Annotated in this window: 22 protein-coding genes; 3 read left to right on the top strand and 19 right to left on the bottom strand. The window is 67.3% G+C overall.

Annotated features, from left to right (window positions below):
- Nucleotides 1-35: 35 nt before the first annotated feature.
- The 16 genes from rpoB to EV645_RS08835 form a co-directional block, all read right to left on the bottom strand.
- Nucleotides 36-3,518 (bottom strand): DNA-directed RNA polymerase subunit beta, encoded by a 3,483-nt coding sequence (rpoB, locus tag EV645_RS08760; protein WP_130441516.1) that lies wholly within the window; start codon nt 3,516-3,518, stop codon nt 36-38.
- A gap of 262 nt (nt 3,519-3,780) precedes the next feature.
- A complete protein-coding gene (locus tag EV645_RS08765) occupies nt 3,781-4,449 on the bottom strand; it encodes a hypothetical protein (protein WP_130441518.1) in 669 nt (222 codons plus the stop codon).
- Complete coding sequence (locus EV645_RS08770; RefSeq protein WP_130441520.1) at nt 4,449-4,919, bottom strand: hypothetical protein; 471 nt, start codon at nt 4,917-4,919, stop codon at nt 4,449-4,451. The genes EV645_RS08765 and EV645_RS08770 overlap by 1 nt, the downstream gene beginning before the upstream one ends.
- Nucleotides 4,920-4,936: 17 nt before the next feature.
- Nucleotides 4,937-6,226 carry an MCE family protein gene (locus EV645_RS08775; protein ID WP_130441522.1) on the bottom strand — a complete coding sequence of 430 codons (1,290 nt, stop codon included), beginning with the start codon at nt 6,224-6,226 and terminating at the stop codon, nt 4,937-4,939.
- A complete protein-coding gene (locus tag EV645_RS08780) occupies nt 6,223-7,470 on the bottom strand; it encodes an MCE family protein (RefSeq protein ID WP_242000280.1) in 1,248 nt (415 codons plus the stop codon). The genes EV645_RS08775 and EV645_RS08780 overlap by 4 nt, the downstream gene beginning before the upstream one ends.
- Nucleotides 7,467-8,657, bottom strand: coding sequence for an MCE family protein (locus EV645_RS08785; protein WP_130441526.1), 1,191 nt, complete (start codon nt 8,655-8,657; stop codon nt 7,467-7,469). The genes EV645_RS08780 and EV645_RS08785 overlap by 4 nt, the downstream gene beginning before the upstream one ends.
- Nucleotides 8,657-9,670, bottom strand: coding sequence for an MCE family protein (locus EV645_RS08790; RefSeq protein ID WP_130441528.1), 1,014 nt, complete (start codon nt 9,668-9,670; stop codon nt 8,657-8,659). The genes EV645_RS08785 and EV645_RS08790 overlap by 1 nt, the downstream gene beginning before the upstream one ends.
- Entirely contained in the window at nt 9,667-10,698 is a 1,032-nt protein-coding gene (locus EV645_RS08795) for an MCE family protein (protein ID WP_130441529.1), read from the bottom strand. The genes EV645_RS08790 and EV645_RS08795 overlap by 4 nt, the downstream gene beginning before the upstream one ends.
- Nucleotides 10,695-12,023 (bottom strand): MCE family protein, encoded by a 1,329-nt coding sequence (locus EV645_RS08800; protein ID WP_242000281.1) that lies wholly within the window; start codon nt 12,021-12,023, stop codon nt 10,695-10,697. The genes EV645_RS08795 and EV645_RS08800 overlap by 4 nt, the downstream gene beginning before the upstream one ends.
- Entirely contained in the window at nt 12,020-12,838 is an 819-nt protein-coding gene (locus EV645_RS08805) for an MlaE family ABC transporter permease (protein ID WP_130443647.1), read from the bottom strand. Before EV645_RS08805 ends, EV645_RS08800 begins: the two co-directional genes overlap by 4 nt.
- Nucleotides 12,839-12,851: 13 nt before the next feature.
- Nucleotides 12,852-13,625, bottom strand: a complete 774-nt coding sequence (locus EV645_RS08810) for an MlaE family ABC transporter permease (protein ID WP_130441531.1) — start codon at nt 13,623-13,625, stop codon at nt 12,852-12,854.
- Between the two features lie 115 nt (nt 13,626-13,740).
- On the bottom strand, nt 13,741-14,688 hold the full coding sequence (locus tag EV645_RS08815; RefSeq protein WP_130441533.1) for an ABC transporter ATP-binding protein: 948 nt from the start codon (nt 14,686-14,688) through the stop codon (nt 13,741-13,743).
- 236 nt (nt 14,689-14,924) lie between these two features.
- Nucleotides 14,925-15,314 carry a 50S ribosomal protein L7/L12 gene (gene rplL, locus EV645_RS08820; RefSeq protein WP_130441535.1) on the bottom strand — a complete coding sequence of 130 codons (390 nt, stop codon included), beginning with the start codon at nt 15,312-15,314 and terminating at the stop codon, nt 14,925-14,927.
- Nucleotides 15,315-15,381: 67 nt separating this feature from the next.
- A complete protein-coding gene (gene rplJ / locus EV645_RS08825; RefSeq protein WP_130441537.1) occupies nt 15,382-16,005 on the bottom strand; it encodes a 50S ribosomal protein L10 in 624 nt (207 codons plus the stop codon).
- 193 nt (nt 16,006-16,198) lie between these two features.
- Nucleotides 16,199-17,383: an MFS transporter gene (locus EV645_RS08830; protein ID WP_130441539.1), complete on the bottom strand. Its 1,185-nt coding sequence runs from the start codon at nt 17,381-17,383 to the stop codon at nt 16,199-16,201.
- Nucleotides 17,383-18,192 (bottom strand): IclR family transcriptional regulator, encoded by an 810-nt coding sequence (locus EV645_RS08835; protein WP_130441541.1) that lies wholly within the window; start codon nt 18,190-18,192, stop codon nt 17,383-17,385. Before EV645_RS08835 ends, EV645_RS08830 begins: the two co-directional genes overlap by 1 nt.
- 52 nt (nt 18,193-18,244) lie before the next feature.
- Between EV645_RS08835 and EV645_RS08840 the strand changes: the two genes are divergently transcribed.
- The gene (locus tag EV645_RS08840; RefSeq protein ID WP_242000282.1) at nt 18,245-18,841 is read left to right on the top strand and encodes an SMI1/KNR4 family protein; all 597 of its coding nucleotides are present in this window, start codon (nt 18,245-18,247) and stop codon (nt 18,839-18,841) included.
- Here the strand turns inward: EV645_RS08840 and EV645_RS08845 are convergent.
- The 3 genes from EV645_RS08845 to EV645_RS08855 are packed head-to-tail and all read right to left on the bottom strand — an operon-like array spanning nt 18,838 to nt 20,963.
- Nucleotides 18,838-19,242 (bottom strand): RidA family protein, encoded by a 405-nt coding sequence (locus EV645_RS08845; protein WP_130441545.1) that lies wholly within the window; start codon nt 19,240-19,242, stop codon nt 18,838-18,840. The genes EV645_RS08840 and EV645_RS08845 overlap by 4 nt on opposite strands.
- A gap of 15 nt (nt 19,243-19,257) precedes the next feature.
- Nucleotides 19,258-19,992, bottom strand: coding sequence for an IclR family transcriptional regulator (locus EV645_RS08850; RefSeq protein ID WP_130441547.1), 735 nt, complete (start codon nt 19,990-19,992; stop codon nt 19,258-19,260).
- Entirely contained in the window at nt 19,989-20,963 is a 975-nt protein-coding gene (locus EV645_RS08855; protein WP_130441549.1) for a sugar kinase, read from the bottom strand. The genes EV645_RS08850 and EV645_RS08855 overlap by 4 nt, the downstream gene beginning before the upstream one ends.
- A gap of 131 nt (nt 20,964-21,094) precedes the next feature.
- Here EV645_RS08855 and EV645_RS08860 point away from each other — a divergent pair, with 131 nt between their 5' ends.
- A complete protein-coding gene (locus tag EV645_RS08860) occupies nt 21,095-22,399 on the top strand; it encodes a type III PLP-dependent enzyme domain-containing protein (protein WP_130441551.1) in 1,305 nt (434 codons plus the stop codon).
- Nucleotide 22,400: 1 nt separating this feature from the next.
- Nucleotides 22,401-23,990 carry an N-acyl-D-amino-acid deacylase family protein gene (locus EV645_RS08865; protein ID WP_130441553.1) on the top strand — a complete coding sequence of 530 codons (1,590 nt, stop codon included), beginning with the start codon at nt 22,401-22,403 and terminating at the stop codon, nt 23,988-23,990.
- The last annotated feature ends 12 nt before the right edge of the window (nt 23,991-24,002 follow it).

Below are 24,002 nucleotides of genomic sequence, written 5' to 3' on the forward strand. Positions count from 1 at the left end.
AGTGAGTTGGTTGTTGATGTCAAGCGGCAACCCGCTCAGACCTCCTCGACACTGTTCGGCTCGCGCCGGGACAGGTCGATGCCCAGTTCCTCTGCCGCCCGGAAGACGTCCTCCTCGCTGTCGCGCATCTCGACCCGGCTTCCGTCGGACGAGAGCACCTCGACATTGAGGCAGAGGGACTGCATTTCCTTGACCAGAACCTTGAACGACTCCGGGATACCCGGCTCCGGAATGTTCTCGCCCTTGACGATCGCTTCGTACACCTTGACCCGGCCGACGACATCGTCGGACTTGATCGTCAGCAGTTCCTGCAGCGCGAAGGCGGCACCGTAGGCCTCGAGGGCCCACACCTCCATCTCGCCGAACCGCTGGCCACCGAACTGGGCCTTACCGCCCAGCGGCTGCTGGGTGATCATCGAGTACGGACCGGTCGAACGCGCGTGGATCTTGTCGTCGACCAGGTGGTGCAGCTTCAGGATGTACATGTAGCCGACACCGATCGGGTCCGGGAACGGCTCACCCGAACGGCCGTCGAACAGGCGTGCCTTGCCCTGCCCGTTGACCATCCGGACACCGTCGCGGTTCGGCAGCGTGGAGGACAGCAGGCCGGTGACCTCGTCCTCGGTCGCGCCGTCGAAGACCGGGGTGGCGACGTTCGTCATCGGCTCGGCCGCGCCGGCGCCGATCTTGATCAGCCGCTGCGCCCACTCCTCCTCGTTCTCCGGGTCGACCTCCCAGCCGCGGGAGGCGATCCAGCCGAGGTGGGTCTCCAGCACCTGTCCGACGTTCATCCGGCCGGGCACGCCCAGCGGGTTGAGGATCACGTCGACGTGGGTGCCGTCCTCGAGGAACGGCATGTCCTCGACCGGAAGGATCTTGGAGATGACGCCCTTGTTGCCGTGCCGGCCGGCCAGCTTGTCGCCGACCGAGATCTTCCGCTTCTGGGCCACGTACACGCGGACCAGCTGGTTGACGCCCGGCGGCAGCTCGTCGCCGTTGTCGCGGTCGAAGACCCGGACACCGATGACGGTGCCCTCCTCGCCGTGCGGCACCTTCAGCGACGTGTCGCGGACCTCGCGCGCCTTCTCACCGAAGATCGCACGGAGCAGCCGCTCCTCCGGGGTCAGCTCGGTCTCGCCCTTCGGCGTGACCTTGCCGACCAGGATGTCGCCGGTGGTGACCTCGGCGCCGATCCGGATGATGCCGCGCTCGTCCAGGTCGGACAGCATCTCGTCGGAGACGTTCGGGATGTCCCGGGTGATCTCCTCCGGACCCAGCTTGGTGTCGCGAGCGTCGACCTCGTGCTCCTCGATGTGGATCGAGGTCAGCAGGTCCTGCTGTACGACGCGCTGGCTGAGGATGATCGCGTCCTCGTAGTTGTAGCCCTCCCACGTCATGAACGCGACGAGCATGTTCCGGCCGAGGGCCATCTCACCCTCGTCGGTGCACGGACCGTCGGCCAGCGGCGTACCGATCTCGACCCGCTGACCGGCGTCGACCAGCGGGCGCTGGTTGATGCAGGTGCCCTGGTTCGAGCGGCGGAACTTCGCCATCCGGTAGGTCTGGTACGTGCCGTCGTCGGCGGCGATCTCGATCAGGTCGGCCGAGACCTCCTTGACCACACCCGCCTTGTCGGACACGACCACGTCGCCCGCGTCGACAGCACCGCGGAACTCCATGCCGGTGCCGACCAGCGGCGCGTCCGAGGTGATCAGCGGCACCGCCTGGCGCTGCATGTTCGAACCCATCAGCGCGCGGTTGGCGTCGTCGTGCTCGAGGAACGGGATCAGGGCCGTCGCGACCGACACCATCTGGCGCGGCGAGACGTCCATGTAGTCCACGTCGTCGACCGGCACGAGCTCGACCTCACCGTGGCGGCGACGGACCAGCACGCGCTCCTCGGCGAACCGGTTCTCGTCGTTCAGCGCGGCGTTGGCCTGCGCGATGACGAACCGGTCCTCCTCGTCCGCGGTCAGGTAGTCGACCTGGTCGGTGACCTGGCCCTCGACGACCTTGCGGTACGGCGTCTCGACGAAGCCGAACGCGTTCACCCGGCCGTACGACGCGAGCGAGCCGATCAGGCCGATGTTCGGGCCTTCCGGGGTCTCGATCGGGCACATCCGGCCGTAGTGGGACGGGTGCACGTCGCGGACCTCGAAGCCGGCCCGCTCACGGCTCAGACCACCCGGGCCGAGCGCGTTCAGCCGGCGCTTGTGGGTCAGACCCGCGACCGGGTTCGTCTGGTCCATGAACTGCGAGAGCTGGGAGGTGCCGAAGAACTCCTTCAGCGCCGCCACCACCGGACGGATGTTGATCAGGGTCTGCGGCGTGATCGCCTCGACGTCCTGGGTCGTCATCCGCTCGCGGACCACCCGCTCCATCCGGGCCAGGCCGGTGCGGAGCTGGTTCTGGATCAGCTCGCCGACCGTGCGCAGACGGCGGTTGCCGAAGTGGTCGATGTCGTCTTCCTCGACGACGATCTCGCCCTTCGGGGCCGGCAGCTCGGTCTTGCCTTCGTGCAGCGCGACCAGGTACTTGATCGTCGCGACGATGTCGTCGACGGTCAGCACCGCCATGTCGTGCGCCTCGTCACGGCCGAGCTTCTTGTTGATCTTGTAGCGACCGACCTTGGCCAGGTCGTAGCGCTTGCCGTTGAAGTAGTAGTTCTCCAGCAGCGCCTGCGCGGCCTCGCGGGTCGGCGGCTCACCCGGACGCAGCTTGCGGTAGATGTCCAGCAGCGCGTCGTCCTGACCGGAGGTGTGGTCCTTCTCCAGGGTCAGCCGGATCGACTCGTACTCGCCGAACTCTTCCAGGATCTGCGCGTCGGTCCAGCCGAGCGCCTTGAGCAGGACGGTGACGTTCTGCTTGCGCTTGCGGTCGAGGCGGACGCCGACCATGTCGCGCTTGTCCACCTCGAACTCCAGCCACGCACCGCGCGACGGGATGATCTTGGCGGTGAAGATGTCCTTGTCGGACGTCTTGTCCGGCGTGCGCTCGAAGTACACACCGGGCGAGCGGACGAGCTGGGAAACGACGACCCGCTCGGTGCCGTTGATGACGAAAGTGCCCTTGCGCGTCATCAGCGGGAAGTCGCCCATGAAGACGGTCTGGCTCTTGATCTCACCGGTTTCGTTGTTCATGAACTCGGCGGTGACGAACAGCGGCGCGGAGTACGTGACATCGCGCTCCTTGCATTCGTCGACCGTGTTCTTCGGAGGCTCGAAGCGGTGGTCGCGGAACGACAGCGACATGGTGCCGCTGAAGTCCTCGATCGGGGAGATCTCCTCGAAAATCTCTTCCAGGCCGCTGGGGCCGGACAGGTCCGACCGCCCCTCGGCCTCGGCGGCGGCCACACGGGCCTGCCACGTTTCGTTACCGACCAGCCAGTCGAAACTGTCCACCTGAAGCGCAAGCAGATCCGGAACCTGGAGGGGCTCGGAGATCTTTGCGAAGGAGATGCGGCGGGGGCCGGTGACGTTGGAAATGCTGTCGGACTGGGGGTTGCGCGAGGCGACCAAGGGGCGTCCTTCCACGGGCTCGCAAAATCACATCGGTGCTGGGAGCGCACGCCAAGCCGCCCCAGTCAAGTCGAGACCCGAAGCCGAGGCGAAGAAAAGGCAGCGCAAAGCAATAGGCTACATGATCCAGGCAAGCCTGTCCAATGGGGTCCAATAGTCTGCCGTTGGACCACCCACTCCGTCAAGGACCGACCCGGGATCTCCAGCAGGTAGATCACCCACGAGCCACCCGGCGTCCTCTTGGTGCGGAGTCACCTAGAGATTACAGTCCGGCGATCTCCTGGACCAGCCATCGGTCCCCGTTTCGGACCATTGTGAAGCGGGTCCGGTTCAGATCCACCCGGGGACTACCCTTCGTGATCGTACTCGTGGTGGTCTGGTTGACGAAGATGATCAGCGTGACCCGGTCGGCGTCGCCGTCGCGGACCCCGACCTCACGGACGTCGGCCTTCACCGTGGCCTTGGTCTTGGTCGCCAGCTCGCCGGCCACCTTGGCGGTCGCGTCGAACTTCTGGGCGAAGTCCGGGGTCATCGTCGCGCGGGCCGCGGCGAAGCTTTTGTCCAGGTCACGGTAGTCATAGCTCAGTGCGGTCTCGGCCGCCTTCCGGCCCGCGACGGCGGCCTGGTCGCGGGCGTCCTCGGCCTGCTTCCCGTGCCACGCCTTGACCCCGAGCACAGCCGCGACCACCAGCGTGACGACCACGACCAGACCGAGGGCTGCGAGCAGTACGTCGCTCTGCCGGCGCTCACGCTGTGTGACGACCGGGGCCTTGGGTTTGGCCTTCGGGGGCTCGGGTGTGGCTGGTGTCACATCCTCCGGAGGGGTATCGGACACGTTTTCTTCGACGACCGGAGTCTCGTCCAGCGTGGGAGTCGCCCCGGAGGTGCGGCGCTGGCCGGCGATGCGGGGGCGATTGCGGCGGTCTGCCATCAGCCCACCACCTGCAGGTCGGCGGTCAGCCAGTGGTTCTTCTCCCGGACCAGGTCCAGCTTGATCCGGTACCGGCGCTCGACCCCGTCGGTCGAGGCCGTGTTGGTCACCACTGCGTTCACGATCACCAGCACCTGGGCAGAGTCCTTGTCGTTCGAGACCACGGCGGCCTCCTTCACGTCCCCCTTGGAGGTCGCCTTGTTGGTCACCACGTCGGTCTTCACGGCGTCGATCCCGGACTGGAACTCCTGTTTGAACTGCCCGGTCGAGTCGTCCAGCACCCGCTTCGAGTCCGCGTCCCAGGTCTGGTAGTCGTACGTCGTGAAGTCCAGCGCCAGCTGCCGCGCCGCCTTCATCGCGCCGTCGCGCTGTGAGTCGGCGGCCCGCTGCTTGCTCAGGCCGACCACCGACAGCGTCAGCCCGGCGAGCGCCACCAGGAGCAGCACGCTGAGCGCCCACGCCAGAATCATCCGGCCGTTCCGTGCGATCACTTGCTCGTCACCGGTCCGAGGATCAGGGCCTTCCAGGAGTCGCTGCCGAGCAGCTCCTCCTGTCCGCCGGTCGAGCCGAGCGTCAGCGCCGGCATTCCGTCCGACCCGCCGGCCTCGCCGGTGACCGGGTCGTACCCGACGCCGTAGCCGGTCCGGTTCAGCTCGCGCGACGACGGCGCCGGCTTGTTCTGCGAGCCGCGGACGTTGATCCCGCTCGACGGGCTCGCCGTACAGCCGGCCTTGGTGTTGGCCGGGGTGTTCGTCGTCGCCTGCGGGACCCGCTTGGCCGTGCCGCCGTACCCGGGCCGGCAGGCCGGCGGGGTCAGGCCGACGACCAGCCCGAAGTGCGCGTCGTAGTGCCCGGTGCCCGGGTCCTTGGCCGGTACGACGTACCCGCCCATCGCCACCGCCGGGTAGACGACGAACAGCTGCTCGACGGCATCCAGCCGGACCGCGGTCAGTTCGCTCACCGTCAGCAGGTTACCCAGCAGCACCGCGATGTCCGCGCGGTTGTCCTGGATCAGGCCGGTGATCTGGGTCGATGCGAGCGAGCCCTGGTCGATCACCTTGCGCAGGTTCGCGTCCGAGCTGACCAGGGTGTCGGACAGCAGCGCGAGGTTCTTCGCCCAGGTCTTGATCGCGTCGCCGCTGGCAACCTGGGTGGCGAGCACGGTGTCGCCGTCGTCGATCAGCTTGATCGTCTGCAGCACGTTCGCGTCCGCGGTGTCGATCAGCTGGCCGGAGCTGTCGATGATCTTCTGCAGGTCGGTGCCCTTGCCCTTCAGGGCCTCGCCGAGCTCGCGGACGGTCGTCCTCAGGCTGTTCTTGTCGACCGAGTTCACCAGCTGGTCGAGGTTCAGCAGCAGCTCGGTGGTGTCGATCGGTACGGCGGTGTCCTGGCGCGCGATCTTCGAGTTGTTCTGCAGGTACGGCGATCCGTCGCGGCGCGGCTGCAGGTCGACGTACTGCTCGCCGATCGCCGACCGGTTCGCGACCACTGCCATCAGGTCGTTCGGGATCTTGAACTTCTTCTCGATCACGAGGTTCACGTCGACGCCGTCGGACAGCAGCTTGAGCTGACCGACCCGGCCGACCGGCTGGCCGCGGTACGTCACCTCGGCGCCGGAGAAGATACCGCCGGACTCGGCGAAGCTCGCACTGACGGTGTAGTCGGTGTCGACGATCAGCTTGTCGACCTGCGCGTACTTCGCGCCGACGAACGCGACGCCGATGACGGTGATCAGCAGGAACACCATCAGCTGGATCCGGACCCCTTTGGTGATCATTCGACCGCCCCCGGCATCAGCGCGCGGGCAAGGTCAGGATCGAACCCGGACCGCTTCAATTGCGGCGTACAGACCGGCAGCCCGAGCACAGTGATGCAGGTGGTCGCCGTACCGGTCGGGACCGGGAGCGTCGGCAGCACGCCGCCGCTCTTGCCCGGGCTCGTCGGCAGGTGCACCGGGAGGCTGATCCGGCCGGTCGGCAGCGCGGTCGGGCCGACTGTCGGCAGGTTCAGACCGAGCAGGCCCTTGAGTGCCTTCTGCGTATTCACGTCGACGGTGATCCCGAGGTTGGTGAAGTCGCCCTTCGCGGCGTTGGCGGCCTGGTCCGGGAACGGATAGGTGAACAGCAGCTCCAGCGACTTCGGCAGGTTCGCCCCGGCCTCGGCCAGCTTGGTCAGGATCGGGTACAGCGACTGCAGGTTGGCCACCAGGTCCTTCTGCGCCGAGGTGATCACCCGGGTCGCGGTGTTGCCCAGCGTCGCCAGCGCCTGCAGCGTCTTGACCAGCGCGGCCCGCTGCTTGTCCAGGGTCGCGATCGACTTCGGCAGCGAGTCGATCGCGGTCGCCAGCGTCGCCTTCTGCGCGTTGAGCTTCTTGGCCAGCGCGTCCACCGAGGTGATCGCGGTGACGATCCGGGCCTTGTTCTGGTCCAGGGTGCCGACGAAGGTGTTCAGCTGCGTCAGCACGTCCCGGATCGCCGGCTCGTTGCCGGTCAGCGCCTTGTTGAGCTCCTGGGTGATGATCTGCAGTTGCGCGACACCGCCGCCGTTCAGCAGCAGTGAGAGCGCCGACAGGACTTCCTCGACCTCGACATTGCTGGTCGTCCGCGACAGCGGGATCAGCTCGCCGTTCTCGAGCTTGCCGCGCGGCTGCTCGGAGCCGGTCGGCCGCGACAACGACACGAACTTCTCGCCGAGCAGGCTGGTCTGGCGGATCGTGGCGTGGGTGTTGTCCGGCAGCGCGAGGCTCTTCGGCAGCTTGATCCGCACCTTCGCGATGTACCCGTCCAGCCAGACCTTCTCGACCGTACCGACGGTGACGTCGTCCACCTTCACCGTCGACTTCGGCACCAGGTCCAGGATGTCGGCGAACTCGACGGTGACCGTGTACGACGGACCCTTGATCTTCGCGCCGCCCGGCAACGGCAGCGAGTACACGCTGAAGTCGCACCCGGTCAGCAGGGTCGCAAGCGCGAGCACTCCGGCGACGATCGACGTACGGCGTTGGATTCTGGGGCGTCTCACTTGACCAGCCCCCCGAGCGTCGGATCGACCGGGTCGGGGCTGTTCAACGGGGCCTTCGGCGTCGGTGCCCATGGCGTACCGGCAGGGCCACCGCTCACGGGCGCGTTGGCGCCGGTCAGCTGGGTGATCAGCGGCAGCTTCGCCAGCGCGTCGAGGACCGGCTTCAGCGCCGAACAGGTCGACATCGACTGGTTCGCCTGCAGCAGCAGCGAGCAGATGAACGTCGCCGGATCGTCGAGCTGACCCGGGTTGATGCGCTGGTCCAGCGTGCCGAACTGCGGGTTGTAGATCCGGGCCAGGTTGCCGAGGCCGAGCGGCGCGGTGTCGAGCACCTCGGCGATCGCGGCCTTCTCCTTGACCAGGATCTGCGACAGCTGAGTGGCACTGCTGACCGTGGTCTTCACCAGACCGCGGTTGTCCTTGACGAACGTCGCGACCTCGCCGAGCGCGGTCGCCAGCAGCGACAACGCGGAGCCGAGGTCCTGACGTTCGCCGGCCAGCGTGGTCGAGACCGCGGCGAAGTTCGAGTTGAACTGCCGGACCAGCTGGTCGTTCGCCGCCAGCGCGGACACGAACGTCTGCAGCTGCCGGATCGTGTTGAACAGCGCCGAGGAGTTGCCCGACAGCGTGCTGGTCAGCTTCGAGACATCGGTGATGGTCTGGTTCAGCTTCGCGCCCTGGCCGTTGAGGTTCTTCGCCGAAACGTCCAGCAGCCGCGCCAGCGCACCCTGGTCGTTCGCGCCCTTCGGCCCGAGCGCCACGGACAGGTCGTTCAGGCTCTGGTAGATCTGGTCGAGCTCCAGCGGTACGGCGGTGCGCTCGATCGGGATCTGCGCGCCGTCGGCCATCACAGCACCCTTGGAGTACGCCGGGGTCAGCTGGATATACCGGTCGGCGACGATCGACGGTGACGCGATGACGGCCTTCGCGGTCGCCGGCACCTTGTGCTTCGCGTCCCACCAGAACTTCACCCGCACGGTCCGCCCGGCCGGCGTGATGCTCTCCACCTCGCCGACCTTGATGCCGAGGATCCGGACGTCGGACCCGGGGTACACCGAGACCGCACGCGGGAAGTAGGCCGTCGCAGTCACCCGGTCGGGCTTCGGCCACAGCGTCACGGCACTGACCGCGAGGATCACCACGACGACGCCGATCGCGATCAGCCGGGACAGGGCGTTGACCTTCATCAGCCGCCACCTCCCAGGATCGCCGGCAGGCCGGGAATCGGCACCTTCGGCAGCGGGATCTCCGGGACCGGCGCCAGGTTCTGCAGGTAGGTGTCGAACCACGGACCGGTGCCGAGCGTGTTGGTGAAGACCCGGACGAACGGCGCCAGGCCCTTGATGCTCGCGTCCAGGGAGGTCTGGTTCTGCAGCAGCACGGCGAGGACCGCGTTGACCTTCTGCAGCGTCGGCGCGAGGTCCTTGCGGTTCTCCCGGACCAGCGCGGTGATCTGCGAGGCCAGCTGCTGCGTCGACACCAGCAACTGGTGGATCAGCGCCCGCCGCGCCTGCACGGCCTGGAAGACGGTGTTGCCGTCCTTCATCAGCTTGATCAGCTGTTGGTTGCGGTCGGCAAGGACCTTGGTGACCACGTTCGAGTGCTGGAGCAACAATTTCAGCTGCTCGTCGCGGGCGGCCACGTTGCGCGACAGCCGGGACAGCCCGGTCAGCGAGGCCTGCACCTCTTCCGGCGTGTTCTTGAAGGTCGCCGACAACGTGTCCAGCGCTTTGGCCAGCTGGGCGGTGTTGATCCGCTCGGTCGTATTGGCCAGATCGGTGAACGCGTCCACGACGTCGTACGCCGAAACCGTCCGCGCCAGCGGGATCTCCGAACCGGGCTTGAGCTTGCCCTGGCCGGCCGGGTCGAGCTTCAGGTACTTCTGCCCGAGCAGGGTCTTGATCTTCATCTCGGCGCCGGTCTGGTCGCCGAGCTTCACGCCCTTGTCGACCACGAAGTCGACCCGGACGTGGGTGCCCTCGAGCTCGACCTTGCGGACCTTGCCGACGCGGACGCCGGCCACCCGGATCTCGTCGTTCGGCTTCAGGCCGCCGGCCTCGGAGAACTGCGCGGAGTACTTCGTGCCGCCGCCGATCAGCGGCAGGTCCTGCGCCTTGAACGCGGCCAGCATGATCAGGCCGATGACGGTCAGGCCGATCACGCCGATCGTCACCTGGTTCTGCTCGCGGAACGGCTTCACTTCTTACACCTCGCCGAGTTGAGGTCGTACGCGACCGGAACGCGGGTCCCCGTCGGCAGCGTGACGTTGCCGTCGAAGTTGCACAGGTAGAAGTTGAACCAGGAGCCGTACGACGCGGTGCGGGTCATCGTGTTCAGCTTCTGCGGCATGAACTGCAGGGTCTTGACCCAGATCGCCTGGGTGTCGTCGAGCGTCGAGGCGGTGATCCGGAGTTTGTCCAGGTCGGCCTTGATCGGCACCCGGGTCTGCTGCAGCAGGCCGGCGGTCTTGGTGTTCAGCGAGTTGATCGAGCCGAGCGAGTTCAGGATCGGGGTGACGTCCTGACTCAGGCCGGTGATGAACTGCTGCAGGTTGACCAGCAGCTGGGAGAAGTTCTGCTGCCGCTGCGAGACGATCTGCAGCGTCGAGGTCAGGTTCGTGATCAGGTCGCCGATCACCTGGTCCGCGTCGGCCAGCGTGGTGGTCAGCGACGCGGTCTTGGCCAGCAGCGACTCGATCGTGCCGCCCTCGCCCTGCAGCACCTTGATCACCTCGAACGCGAACTGGTTCACGTCGGCCGGCGTCAGCGCGGTGAACAGCGGCTTGAAGCCGTTGAACAGCACCGACAGGTCCAGCGCGGGGGTGGTGTGCTCCTTCGGGATGATCCCGTTCTTCTTCAGCCGGTCACCGCCGCCGACGCCGTCGGTCAGCGCGATGTAGCGGTTGCCGACCAGGTTCCGGTACCGCAGCGTGGCGTGCGTCGAGGTGTCGACGACCTGGTCCGAGTCGACGCTGAACGTCACCATCGCGAGCGTGTCCTGGTACAGCTGGATCTTGTCGACCTGACCGACCTTCACACCGGCGATCCGGATGTCGTCACCCTGGTTCAGCCCGACGGCATCGGTGAACACAGCCCGGTACTTCGTCGTCGAGTTGAAGGTGATGTTGCCGATCGTCACCGCCAGCAACGCGGTCGCGATCGTGGTGATCACCACGAAGATCCCGAGCCGGACGGTGTCGAACGTCGTCTTCTTGTCGAAGAAGCTCATCCTAGGTTCACCTGGCCTCCGCGGAGCAGCGGTCCGACCATCAGCGTGGTCAGATCCGGTACGTCCTCCGGCGCGACGCCCATCTCGGGGCCGACGACCGAGTCGACGACCTTCTGCTCGGCGGGCGTGCCGACGCCCTGGGTGTCCATCGCGAACCCGGGCATCGCCCGGTTCAGCTGCAGGTCGAGCGGGAAGCGCTGGTTCTTGTTGTGGTCGCCGATCACGCCGTCGTCACCGGTGATGTACGGCGCCGGGTTCTCCTGCGTGTACGGCCCGGGCTTCGACCCGGGCTGGCTGTAGTTCTTGCCGACGCAGGTCGGACCGCGGTGGTCCTTGTAGGCCGGGAGCTCGTTCGGCTCGTACGGCGTCGGCTGGTTGGTGATCAGCTCGAGGTTGATGTTCAGCCGGCCGTCGCGGAACGTGTCGTTCAGGATCGGGGCGGTGTCGCTCATCACCTGGAGGAAGCACGGCACCTCGGGCGAGTACTTCTCGAGCAGGTCGAGCACCGGGCGGCTGACCTGGCCGAGCCGGATCACGCGGTCCTCGTTCTCCTTGAGGAACGCGTTGCCGGTCGTCGACAGGTTCTGCACGTTGCCGAAGAACTGCTGCAGTTGCTGTTCCTTCTCCACCACGGTGTTGCCGGTGATGGTCAGGTTGCGCAGGGCACGGACCAGGTCGGGCGTCGCGTCGCCGTACAGATCGGCGGTCTGGGTGAGCTTGACCAGGGCGTCCATCAGCTTCGGGATGCTCGGGTTCAGCTTCTTCAGGTAGCCGTCGAGCTGGGTCAGCGTGCCGGCGATCTCGGTGCCGCGGCCCTCGAGCGCGGTCGCCAGCGTGTTCAGCGTCGCGTTCAGGTCGGCCGGGTCGACGGCCTGCAGCAGCGGCAGCGCGTCGTTCAGCACCTTCTCGATCTCGATGCCGACCGCGGTCTTGTCCCGGCTGATCACGTCGCCGGCCTTGATGTGCCGGCCTTCGGGGCCGTTCGGCGGTACGAGTGCGACGTACTTCTCGCCGAACAGCGTCTTCGGCAGGATGCGCGCGCTGACCGCGCTGGAGATCTCGTCGACCTGGTCGGGCTTCAGCGACAGCTTGACGGTCGCCTCGTCGCCGTCGGTGGAAACCCCGCGGACCTCGCCGACGATGATCCCGCGCAGCTTCACGTCCGCGTGGTTGTTGAGCTGCAGGCCGATGTGGCTGGTCTTCAGCTCGATGTCCACGGTCTTGGTGAAGACCTTCGCGTAGAACGCGTAGGTCAGCCAGAGCAGGAAGCACAGCACGCCGATGAAGGCGACGCCGAGGATCTTGTGCGAGATGAATCTGCTCATCCGGCCAACCTCACGGTTGTCGTCGTACCCCAGATGGCCATCGACAGCAGCAGGTCGACCACGTTGATCACGACGATCGACGTCCGTACGGCGCGACCGACCGCGACGCCGACGCCGGCCGGACCGCCGGTCGCGTGGTAGCCGTGGTAGCAGTGCACCAGGATGACCAGCACCGAGAACACCAGCACCTTGCCGAACGACCAGAGCACGTCTCCGGGTGGCAAGAACAGATGGAAGTAGTGGTCGTACGTGCCCGTGCTCTGCCCGTAGAACGTGGTCACCGTGAGCCGGGTCGCGAAGTACGACGAGAGCAGACCGACGACGTACAGCGGGATGACGGCGACGAGCCCCGCGATGATCCGGGTGGTGACCAGGAACGGCAGCGACGGGATCGCCATCACCTCGAGGGCGTCGATCTCCTCGCTGATCCGCATCGCACCGAGCTGCGCGGTGAAACCGCAGCCGACCGTCGCGGCGAGCGCGATACCGGCGATCAGCGGGCCGATCTCACGGGTGTTGATGTACGCCGACACGAAGCCGGCGAACGCCGACGTACCGATCTGGTTCAGCGCCGAGTAGCCCTGCAGGCCGACCTCGGTACCGGTGAAGAAGGCCAGGAACGTGATCACGCCGACGGTGCCGCCGATGACCGCGAGCGCGCCGGTGCCGAGCGTCACCTCGGCCAGCAGCCGGAAGATCTCCTTGCGGTACCGGGTGACGGACTTGCCGGACCAGGCGAGCGCCTTGATGTAGAAGGCGAGCTGTTCACCGAGGTGGTCGAGCGAATTCAGCGGCTTCTTGACCAGGTTGTCCATCAGGGCCGACACGTCACGCACCCTTCGGCGGGACGAGCTGGAAGTAGATCGCGGTCATCGAGAAGTTCGCGACGAACAGCAGCATGAACGTGATGACGACGGACTGGTTGACCGCGTCGCCGACGCCCTTCGGGCCGCCGCCCGCGTTCACACCCTTGTACGCCGCGACGACCGCGGCGATGAAGCCGAAGACCAGCGCCTTCACCTGGCCCTGCCACAGGTCTGGCAGGTGTGCGAGCGCGGTGAACGACGCGATGTAGCTGCCTGGTGTGCCGTCCTGCAGGACGACGTTGAAGACGTAGCCGCCCATCACGCCGACCACACTGACGAAGCCGTTCAGGAAGAACGCGACCAGCATCGTCGCCAGCACGCGCGGCACGACCAGGCGCTGGATCGGGTCGATGCCGAGCACCATCATCGCGTCGAGCTCTTCACGGATCTTCCGGGAACCGAGGTCCGCACAGATCGCGGAGCCGCCGGCCCCGGCGATCAGCAACGCGGTCGCGATCGGAGACGCTTCTCGTACGACGGCCAGCACCGCGGCGGAGCCGGTGAACGCCTGCGCGCCGAACTGCTTGATCAGGCCGCCGACCTGCAGCGCGATCACCGCGCCGAACGGGATCGCGACCAGCGCGGTCGGGATGATCGTCACGCTCGCGACGAACCAGGCCTGCTGGAGGAACTCCTTCACCTGGAACGGCCGGCGGAACGTGGCCCGGCCGGTGTCGAGTGCGAAGGCGAACAGCGAACCTGCGTGCTTCAGCGGGGCGGTTGCAGACACGGTCACGGGGCCTCCCGGTCTGGACTGAGGAGCGCAGGGAGCGCAGCGACCGGAGCGACGAGGGAAGACCGGGAGGTAAAGCCCCGTGAGCGGCCGCGCGGCAGCGCGGCATCCAGTACTGTCACCTGGCGCCCACCACGTTCGATTCGAACGAGCCCGGCGGCGGAGTCACGCCGTTGTCCCGGCACCAGGCGCCTGGCTCCCGCTGGGTCGGCCGGAGCATGCCGCTGCTGGGCAGCTGCTGGATCGGGATCGGCGGCAGCGGCGGCAGCTCCTGGCCGGCCTCGGCGGCCAGCTCGTCGGCGTCCTTCTCCTCGGACATGCCGATCGGGCCGACCATCTGCGCGTTCAGGAACTGGCGGACCACCGGCTCCTCGCTGGACAGCAGCATCTCCCGCGGGCCGAACATGGCCAGGTGGCGGTGGTACAGCATGCCGATGTTGTCCGGGACCGTCCGCGCGGTGTTCACGTCATGGGTGACGATCAGGAACGTCGGGCTGAACGCCTCGTTCAGGTCGATCATCACCTGGTTGAGGAACGACGTACGGACCGGGTCGAGGCCGGAGTCGGGCTCGTCGACGAGCAGGATCTCGGGGTCGAGGACCAGCGCGCGGGCCAGGCCGGCCCGCTTGCGCATCCCGCCGGAGATCTCGCCGGGCAGCTTCCGCTCGGCGCCGACCAGGCCGACCATCTCCATCTTCTCCATCACGATGGAGCGGATGTCGGACTCGGACTTCTTGGTGTGCTCGCGCAGGGGGAAGGCGACGTTGTCGTACAGGTTCATCGAGCCGAACATCGCGCCGTCCTGGAACAGCACGCCGAACAGCCGGCGGATGTCGTACAGCTCGCGCTCGCTGCAGGTGGCGATGTCGGTGCCTTCGATCCAGACATGCCCCTTGTCGGGCTTGAGCAGCCCGATCAGCGTCTTCAGGAAGACCGACTTGCCGGTGCCGGACGGGCCGAGCATCACGCAGATCTCACCGGCCGGCAGGGTCAGGGACACATCGCCCCAGATCAGCTGGCTACCAAAGGACTTGGTGAGACCTTCGACGCGGACTTCGACGCCCACCTGGCCCTCCAATCGGCTCTGCCTCACGGGGATGTTCTGGCTGCCCCGAACCGACGAGTACGTGGGTCCAACGAGGGAGCAGTGGCCTAGGTTACGCACGAGTACGTTTTTTCGTAACCCCTGGCTGTCAAGCGGTTGCGATACTAACCATCACGTAATGCCAGAAGGGCGGCCCCCTTGCGGGGACCGCCCTTCTCTACACATTCGTTACGCTCCTTGACGGAGCGTAAGCGAGGTCACTTGAGGGTGACGGTGGCGCCGGCGCCTTCGAGGGCCTCCTTGGCCTTCTCCGCGGCAGCCTTGTCGACCTTCTCGAGGACGGCCTTGGGGGCCGACTCGACGAGGTCCTTGGCCTCCTTCAGCCCAAGGCTGGTGAGACCGCGCACCTCCTTGATGACCTGGATCTTCTTGTCGCCGGCGCTCTCGAGAACGACGTCGAACTCGTCCTGCTCGGCGGCCTCTTCGGCCGGGGCGCCTCCGCCCGCAACCGGGCCGGCGGCAACGGCGACCGGGGCGGCGGCGGTGACGCCGAACTCCTCCTCGAACGCCTTAACGAACTCCGACAGCTCCAGCAGGGTCAGTTCCTTGAACTGGCCGAGGAGCTCTTCGGTGCTGAGCTTCGCCATGATGGCGGTCCTTCCTGACAAATGTTGCTTGGTGATCACTGATGGGGTGTTACGGATGAGATCTGCTTCAGCTTTCGGCTGAAGCGGTCTCCTCGGTGCTCGCCTCGGCAGGTGCCTCGACCGTGTCCTGCACGGCCGGCGCCTCGTCCGCCACTGCATCCTGCACAGGTGCGGCTTCGGCCGGCAGCTTGTCCTGCAGCGCCGCGAACAGGCGCGCGGCCTGCGACAGCGGAGCAGCGAACAGCGACACCGCTTGCTGCGGGGCCGCCTTCATCGCACCTGCGAGCTTCGCGAGGAGGACCTCACGCGACTCCAGGTCAGCGAGCTTGCTGATCTCGTCAGAGCCGAGTGCCTTACCGTCAAGCACTCCACCCTTGATGACGAGCAGGGGGTTCGCCTTGGCGAAGTCACGCAGTCCCTTGGCCGCAACCACCGGATCGCCCTTGATGAAGGCGATCGCGGAGGGGCCTTCGAGCAGCGAGTCGAACGTGTCGACACCTGCGTCCTTGGCCGCGATCTTGGTCAGCGTGTTCTTCACCACGGCGTAGTTCACGTCGTCACCGAGCGCAGTCCGCAATTGCTTGAGCTGCGCAACGGTGAGACCGCGGTACTCGGTCAGCACGGCGCCGTTGGAGCTACGGAACTCGTCCGTCAGCTCCGCGACAGCGGCTGCCTTGTCCGGCCTCGCCATGGGGGTCTCCTTCTATCGGCTTCCACGCCAAGGACCCCTGAACAAAAGAAACGCCCCTGCGCAGGCGCAAGGGCGTGAACATACGTGCTTCACTTTCCAAGTCACCTGCGCGGGCCGCCCACCTGAGTGGGACTTTCAGCTACCTAGGGCAGCAACCAGCGGTCTTCGGCAAGGTCCAGAGTAATAGCTGAAGTCACTCTGACAAAATCGGTTGTGGATGAGGCGGGATCCACCGGTGCATCGCTGTCGCCGCGGCCCAGCCCGTTCCGGCCATGATGACGATCGCCGGCCCCAGCCCGAGGAGTGCCGTCGCCCCCGCCAGCAGCAACGGCCCGGCGCCGTTCCCGGTATCCGCGAAGAGCCGGAAGGCGCCCAGGAACTGGGCCCTCCCGACGGGCGGCGACGCATCTGCGCCCAGGGTCATGATTACGCCCGCGCCCAGCCCGTTCCCGATCCCCATCAGCATGGCGACCGCAGTCAGCGTGACAGTCGTGTGCGTGAGCGGTAGTAAGAGGTGCGCCAGCCCGAGCACGAACATCGATGGTACGGCGACCCACTTGCGTCCGAGCCGGTCCATCACCGAGCCGGCTGGATAGAACAGCAGCATGTCGACCGCACCGGACAGTCCGAAGATGATGCTGGTCGTCTGCGGATCCAGTCCGATGTGTAGCGCCCACAGCGGGATCACCACCTGCCGGGACGCGCGGACGGCTCCTACAAGTAGTGCTCCGACGCCGAGAGTTCGCAGTACCGGGAAGTGGTCGCGGATGACGACCCAGGTCGACTGCGCGGCGACTGGCGAGCGCCCGCGGGTGTGTGCGACATCAGGCAGGCTCACCAGGACCGCACAGGCAAGCAGCGCGGCGACCAAGTGCACCCAGTAGGCGCCGTCGGTACCGAGGAACTTCATCACCAGCGCACCGAGGAACGGGCCGATGAAGGAGCCGATGCGCTGTACGCCGCCCAGCGTCGACAGTGCGCGAGCGCGGAGCTCGATCGGTACTGCCTCGCTGAGATACGCCTGCCTAGCAAGGCCCCAGACCGCACCGGCCAGTCCGGTGCAGCCGATGGCGATGGCTAGTCCCCAGACGCTTTGCACGAGCAGACAGGCGGCCAGTGCGAGCGCAACAAGGACGGTGGCGCCCAGCATCGCTTTGCGTTCACCAATGCGGTTCGTCAGCGCGCCAGCTGGGATGTCGCCGATCACCTGCCCCAGTCCGGCTGCTGCGACGACCAATCCAGCCACAGCTACCGATGCGCCGAGATGAGTTGCCGAGAGCGCTACAACCGGAGCGATCGCGCCCTGACCGATTCCGTACAGCAGAGCGGGCAGATAGACCGCCGGTGCGATCTTCCAGAGACTTCGAGCCTGGGACATCACCGGCCGCCGGCCAGCGCCGTACTGCGGTCCCGTGCGGCCGGGGTGGCGCCCAGCAACTCCGACACCGACCAGGCACCCGCGACGACCCGCATCCCGAACTCCTCCATCCGATCCACCGGCATCCGCATCTCGGGGCCGGACACACTCAGACAACCCGCGACCTGTCCGGAGTAGCCGAACACCGGCGCCGCCACACTGCAGATCCCTGCGGTCCGCTCGGTCCTCGACATCGCGTACCCGCGCCGGCGGATGTCCGCGAACTGCTCGGCCAGCACGTCGGGGTCAGTGATGGTGGCCGGCTGCACCTGCTCGAGCGGGCCCTTCAGAACCTCCTGCTGCCGCTCGAACGGCAGGAACGCGAGCAACGACTTCCCCGGCGCACCGAGCGGCAACGCGACCGGCAGGCCGAATTCCGTGTAGGTCCGGCGCAGCTGGTGGTGACTCTCGACCTGGTCCAGTACGACGCGCTGCCCGGACGGCAGCAGCTCGTGCACAGCCGCGGTCTCCCCTGTGTCATCGCGAAGTGCACGGAGCACTGGCATCGCAGCGTCCCGCAGGCCGGCCGGAATCCCACCGCTGTGCGCGAGCTGCACGACCAGCGGGCCGATCGCGTACCGCCGGTGAGCCGTCTGCCGGACGAGCCCGTTCTCCTGCATCGCCAGCAACAGCCGATGCACCGTGCTCGTGGACAGTCCTGTTGCCCGGGCCAGATCACTGATCCCGAGATCGGGAGTACGCGCGTCGAGACACCGCAGGATCGCCACAGCCCGGTCGATCGACTGCACCGAACCACGGGTTTCCTGCATCGTGAAATCATATCCCGCGATGCGGGAAGCGTGTCGAGATAGTGTCCACCCGGTGAGCGTCACCGACTCTTGGACCGCCATCGACCGCTGGCTGTCGCAGCACGCGCCCGCGACGTACGCCGTCCTCGCGCCGCCGGCCAGTGACGCGGACCTGCGGGCCGCTGTCGAGGTGGTCCAGTTGCCAACCGAGCTGATCGAGTCTCTGCGCTGCCACGACGGCATCACGACGTGGGCGAACCTGCTGCCGGAGGCGCAACCGTCGAGTGCCGCGCAGATCGCCGAGAGCTGGCAACTGCGGATGGAACTGGCGGCGGACTTCGACGGCTTCGTCGTCCGGCCGCCGTCCGAGGAGCCCTATTGGCATCCAGACTGGATCCCCTGGGCCGACAGCGAGGGCGACCTTCAGGTCATCGACGTCCGCACCGGCCGTCTCGGCATGGCAGCCCACGACGGCATCGGCGACTTCGCGACAGGTTGGCCGGACCTCACGGCGTACCTCAGCGAGGTGGTGCACTCGCTGCACCACGGCACCGGAGTCAACGGCTGGTACCCGTATCTCACCACCCAGCAGGAGCTGTGGTGGGACCGCGGCCCGGACCAGCTGGCCGTCAACGACGAGCCGCTGGTCCGGGTCCCTGCACAGAGCTAGCTGAGGACGGCGAGTGCGTCGATCTCGACGAGCATCTCCGGCAGGGGCAGGCCGGTGAACACGGTGGTGCGGGACGGGAGCACGCCGCTCGGGGTGCGGGTCGACACGAACTCGGCGTACGCCTCGTTCATCGCGGCGAAGTTGTCGCGCTCGGTGAGGTAGACGCGCAGCATCACCACATCGTCGATACTCGCCCCGCCGGCCTTCAGGATCGCTTCGATGTTCTGCAGGACGCGGGTGGTCTGGGCCTTCACGTCGCCGTGGAACACGAAGTCGCCGCTGGCCGGGTCGACCGAGCCCTGGCCGGACACCTGCAGGATGTTGCCCTTGCGGACGCCCTGCGAGAACACGGGCATCGGCGACGGCGCGTCGGTGGTGGAGACGACGGTCTTGTCGGACATCAGGTCTGACACCTCTCAGTTGTAGTCGGCACTGATCGCGTTGGCGGTGGCGAGCAGCTCGGGTAGCAGTTCGAGCACCTGCTCATAGTTCAGCAGTACGTCGGGAACCGACAGCGACACGGCCCCCACAACGCGCCCCGTGCTGTCCTTCAGCGGCGCACCGATGCAGTTGATGAACGCCTCGTGCTCCGCCTTGTCCTGGGCCCAGCCACGCTCCCCGACCGCGTCCAGCTCGTCCCGCAGCCGGTCCGGGTCAGTGATCGTGTTGGGCGTGTACACGTGGTAGTCCAGCGACTCGACGATCGCCTCACGCCGCCGCTTGGGCTGCGCGGCAAGCAGGACCTTCCCGACGGCAGTGCAGTGCAAAGCGGCCGGTACGCCGATCTGCGAGTACATGCGGACCGATCGCACACTGTCGAGCTTGTCGACGTAGATGACCTCGCCGTTCTCCCAGGCCGCCAGGTGGACGGTCTGGCCGGTCTTCTGGTTCAGCTCACGCAGATGCGGCGCGGCGACTTCGCGTACGACGTGTTGCTCGCGGGCCAGGTCCGCGAGAGCGAACAGCTTCGACCCCAGCCGGTAGCGGTGCGCGGCGTCCCGGCGTACGAATCGGTCAGCCTCCATCGTGCGCAACAGCCGCAGCACTGTGGTCTTGTGAACGCCCAGCTCGGTGGCGAGCTGGTCCAGCGAGCGCTCGCCCTCACCGAGACTGGTGAGGATCTGCAGCGCCCGACCGAGGCTCTGACTCATGCCGGGCCGATCTTCGTAGCAGCCCACTCCTCGTCGGAGCAGTTCAGCAACCGCTCCCGCACCTCCGGCGCTGGAGGTGGTGCGTGATCCTCTGGTGCCGTCAGCACAGCCGCCGCCGTCAAATGCCCCAACCGCAACCGCTGCACCATCGGGAGTTCCTGCAACGTGCCGGTGAGGAATCCCGCAGCAAACGCATCGCCTGCCCCGACCGTCTCGACCACGTCGACGGACAGTGCTGGGACCTCATGGCGTCCGTCCTGCTCAAGGACCATCGCGGTGTGCGCGTCGTCCTTCACCACCAAGGTCTTCGCCCCCAGACGCTCGTACAACTCGTCCGGATCACTCGTCCCGGCGAAGACCTCTGCCTCATCCGCCCCGATCAGCACGATGTCGGCCGCCTTCAGTAACCGCCACAGCGGCGCCGGATCCTTGTCCCGCCACAGCATCGGTCGCCAGTTCAGGTCGACACTCAACATGAACGACCGCGGCTCCGTGGCCAGCCGCTCCAACATCTCCGCACTGCTTGCGGAGATCGCCGCAGTGATGCCGGTGGTGTGCACCAGCCGCGCTTGCTCGAGCCGTTCGCGTACAGCGGGCCGGTCCAGGAACGCAGGGTCCATAGCGGCAGCTGCAGAGCCGGTCCGGTAGTAGTGCATCCGCGACCGACCGTCCTCCGACTCTTTCACATACAGGGCCGTCGGCAGGACCGCGTCCACCTCCACGCCCCCGACATCGACGCCTCGCTGCTGCAGGTCCCGCAGTACGTGCTGACCGAACCCGTCGTCCCCCAGCCGTGAGATCCACGCCGTCGGAACCCCCAGCGCAGCAAGCCCGCCGGCCACGTTGCACTCCGCGCCGCCGACCGACCGCCGGAACGTCTCGACGTCCGCGAGCGCGCCCGGCCCGCCGGCCAGCATGATCATCGCCTCGCCGATGCAGACTGCTGCCGTCTCAGGGAGCGGTTCGGGCATCGGCACTCCTTGGCGACGGGGTGTGGGATGGGGGTGCGCGTTGACGCAACTTTGGCCGCGATGCTACAACCGACGAGTCAGAATACGCAATGAGCGTTGCGTATTCTGCAACTTCGACCCCAGGGGATCAGATGCCTGCTTACGATGCCGCCGCCGTCGCCGCTCTCGCTGACCAGCAGGTGAGCTGGCGGGACAAGGCCCTGCCGCCAGGTTTCTGGGGCCGGACCGTCGCCGAGCTCGTCGCCGACCGGCCACGGCTCTCCCAGCTGCCCACCCCGCTGATGACGCTGTCCGCGCCCGGCCTGCGGCACAACGTCGACACCCTCGACACCTGGTGCAAGCGCCACGGTGTCGAGCTCGCGCCGCACGGGAAGACCACGATGGCGCCCGCGCTCTGGGCGATGCAGCTGGACGCCGGCGCCTGGGCGATCACGCTCGCCAACGGCTTCCAGCTCGGCGTCGCCCGCGCGTACGGCGTACAGCGGGTGCTGATCGCGAACGCCGTGATCTCCCCGCTGCAGCTGCGCTGGATCGCCGACGAGCTCGCGGCGGACCCGTCGTTCGAGGTGATGGTGTGGGCGGACTCGGTCCGCACCGTCGAGATCATGGAGGCAGCCCGGTCGGCGTACGTCGGACCAGCTGCGCGCCGGCTCGATGTGATGGTCGAGGTCGGCGGCATCGGCGGCCGGACCGGTGCCCGCGACGCAGAGACCGCTCTGGCCGTCGGCCATGCGATCGCGGACGCATCGACGCTGCGACTCGTCGGCGTCGCCGGGTACGAGGGTGCGATCGGGCACGGTGTCGACGAGGCCAACCTCGAGGAGGTCCGCGCCTACCTGCGCGACCTGGCCGAGGTCCACCACCGGCTCAAGAGCGTGTACGACGCGGACGTCGTACCCATCGTCAGCGCGGGCGGAAGCCAGTACTTCGAGCAGGTCGCGAAGGTCCTCGCATCGGAGGCCGGCAACGGCGCCCGGGTCGTACTGCGATCCGGTGCGTACATCACCCACGACGACGGGCTGTACCGCCGGGTGTCCCCGCTCGGCGAGCACCCGCGGACCGACGGCGAGCAGCTCGTCCCGGCGATGCACGGCTGGATGCGGATCACGTCGCAGCCCGAGCCCGGCCTCGCGATCTTCGACGGCGGGCGCCGCGACTTCCCGTTCGACCAGGACTGGCCCGAGCCGCAGCTGATCCGGCCGCGGTCCGAGGGATCGCCGATCCTGCCGGCCACCGGGATGACCGTCACGAACCTGAACGACCAGCACGGCTACCTGCGCTTCGGCGACGAGCAGTCGGTCGTGATCGGCGACGAACTCCGCGTCGGCCTCTCCCACCCCTGTACGGCGTTCGACAAGTGGGGCCTGATCCCGGTCATCGACGACCCCGACGCGGCCGATCCCGTCATCGTCGACCTGGTCCGGACGTTCTTCTGAGATGACAGATCTCCTCATCACGGGGGCGCTGGTCATCGACGGCTCCGGCTCCCCCGGGTACCACGCCGACGTCGCGGTCGACGCCGGGCGGATCGTGGCCATCGGCAACGACCTGCCCGGCGCGGACCGGACGATCGACGCCGACGGGCTGGTGCTGGCACCCGGGTTCATCGACATGCACTCGCACTCCGACCTGCAGATCCTGGTCAACCCCGACCACACCGCGAAGGTCAGCCAGGGCGTCACGCTGGAGGTGCTCGGCCAGGACGGGCTCTCATTCGCGCCGATCGACGATCCGACGCGGGCCGTCGTACGTCGTCAGATCGCCGGGTGGAACGGTGAACCGGACGACTTCGACTTCACCTGGTCGACCGTCGCCGGATACCTCGGCCGCCTCGACGAGGGCGTCGCCTGCAACGCGGCGTACCTGGTTCCACAGGGCACGCTGCGGATGATGGTCGTTGGCACGTCCAACCGTCCGGCGACCGCTTCGGAACGTGCGACGATGAAGCAACTACTCGCGGACGGCCTGCGGGACGGCGCGGTCGGGATGAGCAGCGGGCTGACGTACACGCCGGGCATGTTCGCCGACACCGACGAGCTCGTCGAGTTGTGCGAGGTCGTCGCGCAGTACGGCGGGTACTACGCCCCGCATCAACGCTCGTACGGCAAGGGCGCACTCGAGGCGTACGCCGAGATGGTCGAGGTGGCACGCCGGTCCGGATGTGCGCTGCACCTCACGCACGCAGTCATGAACTTCGCGCCGAACGCCGGCCGCGGAGTCGAACTGGTCGCGATGATCGACGAGGCGCTCGCCAGCGGGGTCGACCTCACCACCGACACCTATCCGTACTTGCCTGGGGCAACCACCCTGGCCGCGATCCTGCCGAGCTGGACCGCCGAGGGCGGGCCCGACGCGTTGCTGTCCCGGCTTCGCGATCCGGAGGCGCGGTCGAAGATCACCTATGAGCTCGAGCAGGTCGGCTCGGACGGCTGTCACGGCTGCGTCGTCGAGTGGGACACGATCGAGATCGGCGGCGTACGCAACCCCTTGCTGTCCGACGCGGTTGGCCACACCGTCGCCGAGCTTTCGGCGCGCTCCGGCACTCCCGCCGCCGACATCTTCTTCGACATCCTGGTCGGCGACGATCTCGCCACGTCGATCCTGCAGCACGTCGGCCACGAGGAGAACGTCCGCGCGATCATGCAGCACCCGTCACACACCGGCGGTTCGGACGGGATCCTGGTCGGCGGCAAGCCGCACCCACGTTCGTGGGGCACGTTCCCCCGATACCTCGCGCATTACGTCCGCGAGCTCGGCGTACTCGAGCTGGCCGACTGCATCCACCACCTGACCGGCCGCCCGGCGCGCCGCCTCCGCCTGCCGGACAGGGGCTTTGTCCGCGAGGGCTACGCCGCCGATCTGGTTCTGTTCGATCCCGGGGCCGTTCGCGACGCCGCCACCTTCCCCGAGCCTCGCCAACAGGCCGAGGGCATCCCGTACGTCTTCGTCAACGGCACGCCCGTCATCGACGACTCGCACCGAACGACCGCCCGCCCCGGCCACGCCATTCGCCGTACCACCAGCTGAGAGGAACTTGTT

Source organism: Kribbella rubisoli, assembly GCF_004217145.1.
Taxonomy (GTDB): domain Bacteria; phylum Actinomycetota; class Actinomycetes; order Propionibacteriales; family Kribbellaceae; genus Kribbella; species Kribbella rubisoli.

Coding starts and splice junctions, on each gene's coding strand:
- EV645_RS08860 (WP_130441551.1), top strand. CDS start 21,095: ATGCCTGCTTACGATGCCGCCGCCGTCGCCGCTCTCGCTGACCAGCAG.
- EV645_RS08800 (WP_242000281.1), bottom strand. CDS start 12,023: ATGAGCAGATTCATCTCGCACAAGATCCTCGGCGTCGCCTTCATCGGC.
- EV645_RS08805 (WP_130443647.1), bottom strand. CDS start 12,838: ATGGACAACCTGGTCAAGAAGCCGCTGAATTCGCTCGACCACCTCGGT.
- EV645_RS08765 (WP_130441518.1), bottom strand. CDS start 4,449: ATGGCAGACCGCCGCAATCGCCCCCGCATCGCCGGCCAGCGCCGCACC.
- EV645_RS08845 (WP_130441545.1), bottom strand. CDS start 19,242: ATGTCCGACAAGACCGTCGTCTCCACCACCGACGCGCCGTCGCCGATG.
- rplJ (WP_130441537.1), bottom strand. CDS start 16,005: ATGGCGAGGCCGGACAAGGCAGCCGCTGTCGCGGAGCTGACGGACGAG.
- EV645_RS08855 (WP_130441549.1), bottom strand. CDS start 20,963: ATGCCCGAACCGCTCCCTGAGACGGCAGCAGTCTGCATCGGCGAGGCG.
- EV645_RS08795 (WP_130441529.1), bottom strand. CDS start 10,698: ATGAGCTTCTTCGACAAGAAGACGACGTTCGACACCGTCCGGCTCGGG.
- EV645_RS08850 (WP_130441547.1), bottom strand. CDS start 19,992: ATGAGTCAGAGCCTCGGTCGGGCGCTGCAGATCCTCACCAGTCTCGGT.
- EV645_RS08865 (WP_130441553.1), top strand. CDS start 22,401: ATGACAGATCTCCTCATCACGGGGGCGCTGGTCATCGACGGCTCCGGC.
- EV645_RS08830 (WP_130441539.1), bottom strand. CDS start 17,383: ATGTCCCAGGCTCGAAGTCTCTGGAAGATCGCACCGGCGGTCTATCTG.
- EV645_RS08770 (WP_130441520.1), bottom strand. CDS start 4,919: ATGATTCTGGCGTGGGCGCTCAGCGTGCTGCTCCTGGTGGCGCTCGCC.
- rplL (WP_130441535.1), bottom strand. CDS start 15,314: ATGGCGAAGCTCAGCACCGAAGAGCTCCTCGGCCAGTTCAAGGAACTG.
- EV645_RS08775 (WP_130441522.1), bottom strand. CDS start 6,226: ATGATCACCAAAGGGGTCCGGATCCAGCTGATGGTGTTCCTGCTGATC.
- EV645_RS08785 (WP_130441526.1), bottom strand. CDS start 8,657: ATGAAGGTCAACGCCCTGTCCCGGCTGATCGCGATCGGCGTCGTCGTG.
- EV645_RS08835 (WP_130441541.1), bottom strand. CDS start 18,192: ATGCAGGAAACCCGTGGTTCGGTGCAGTCGATCGACCGGGCTGTGGCG.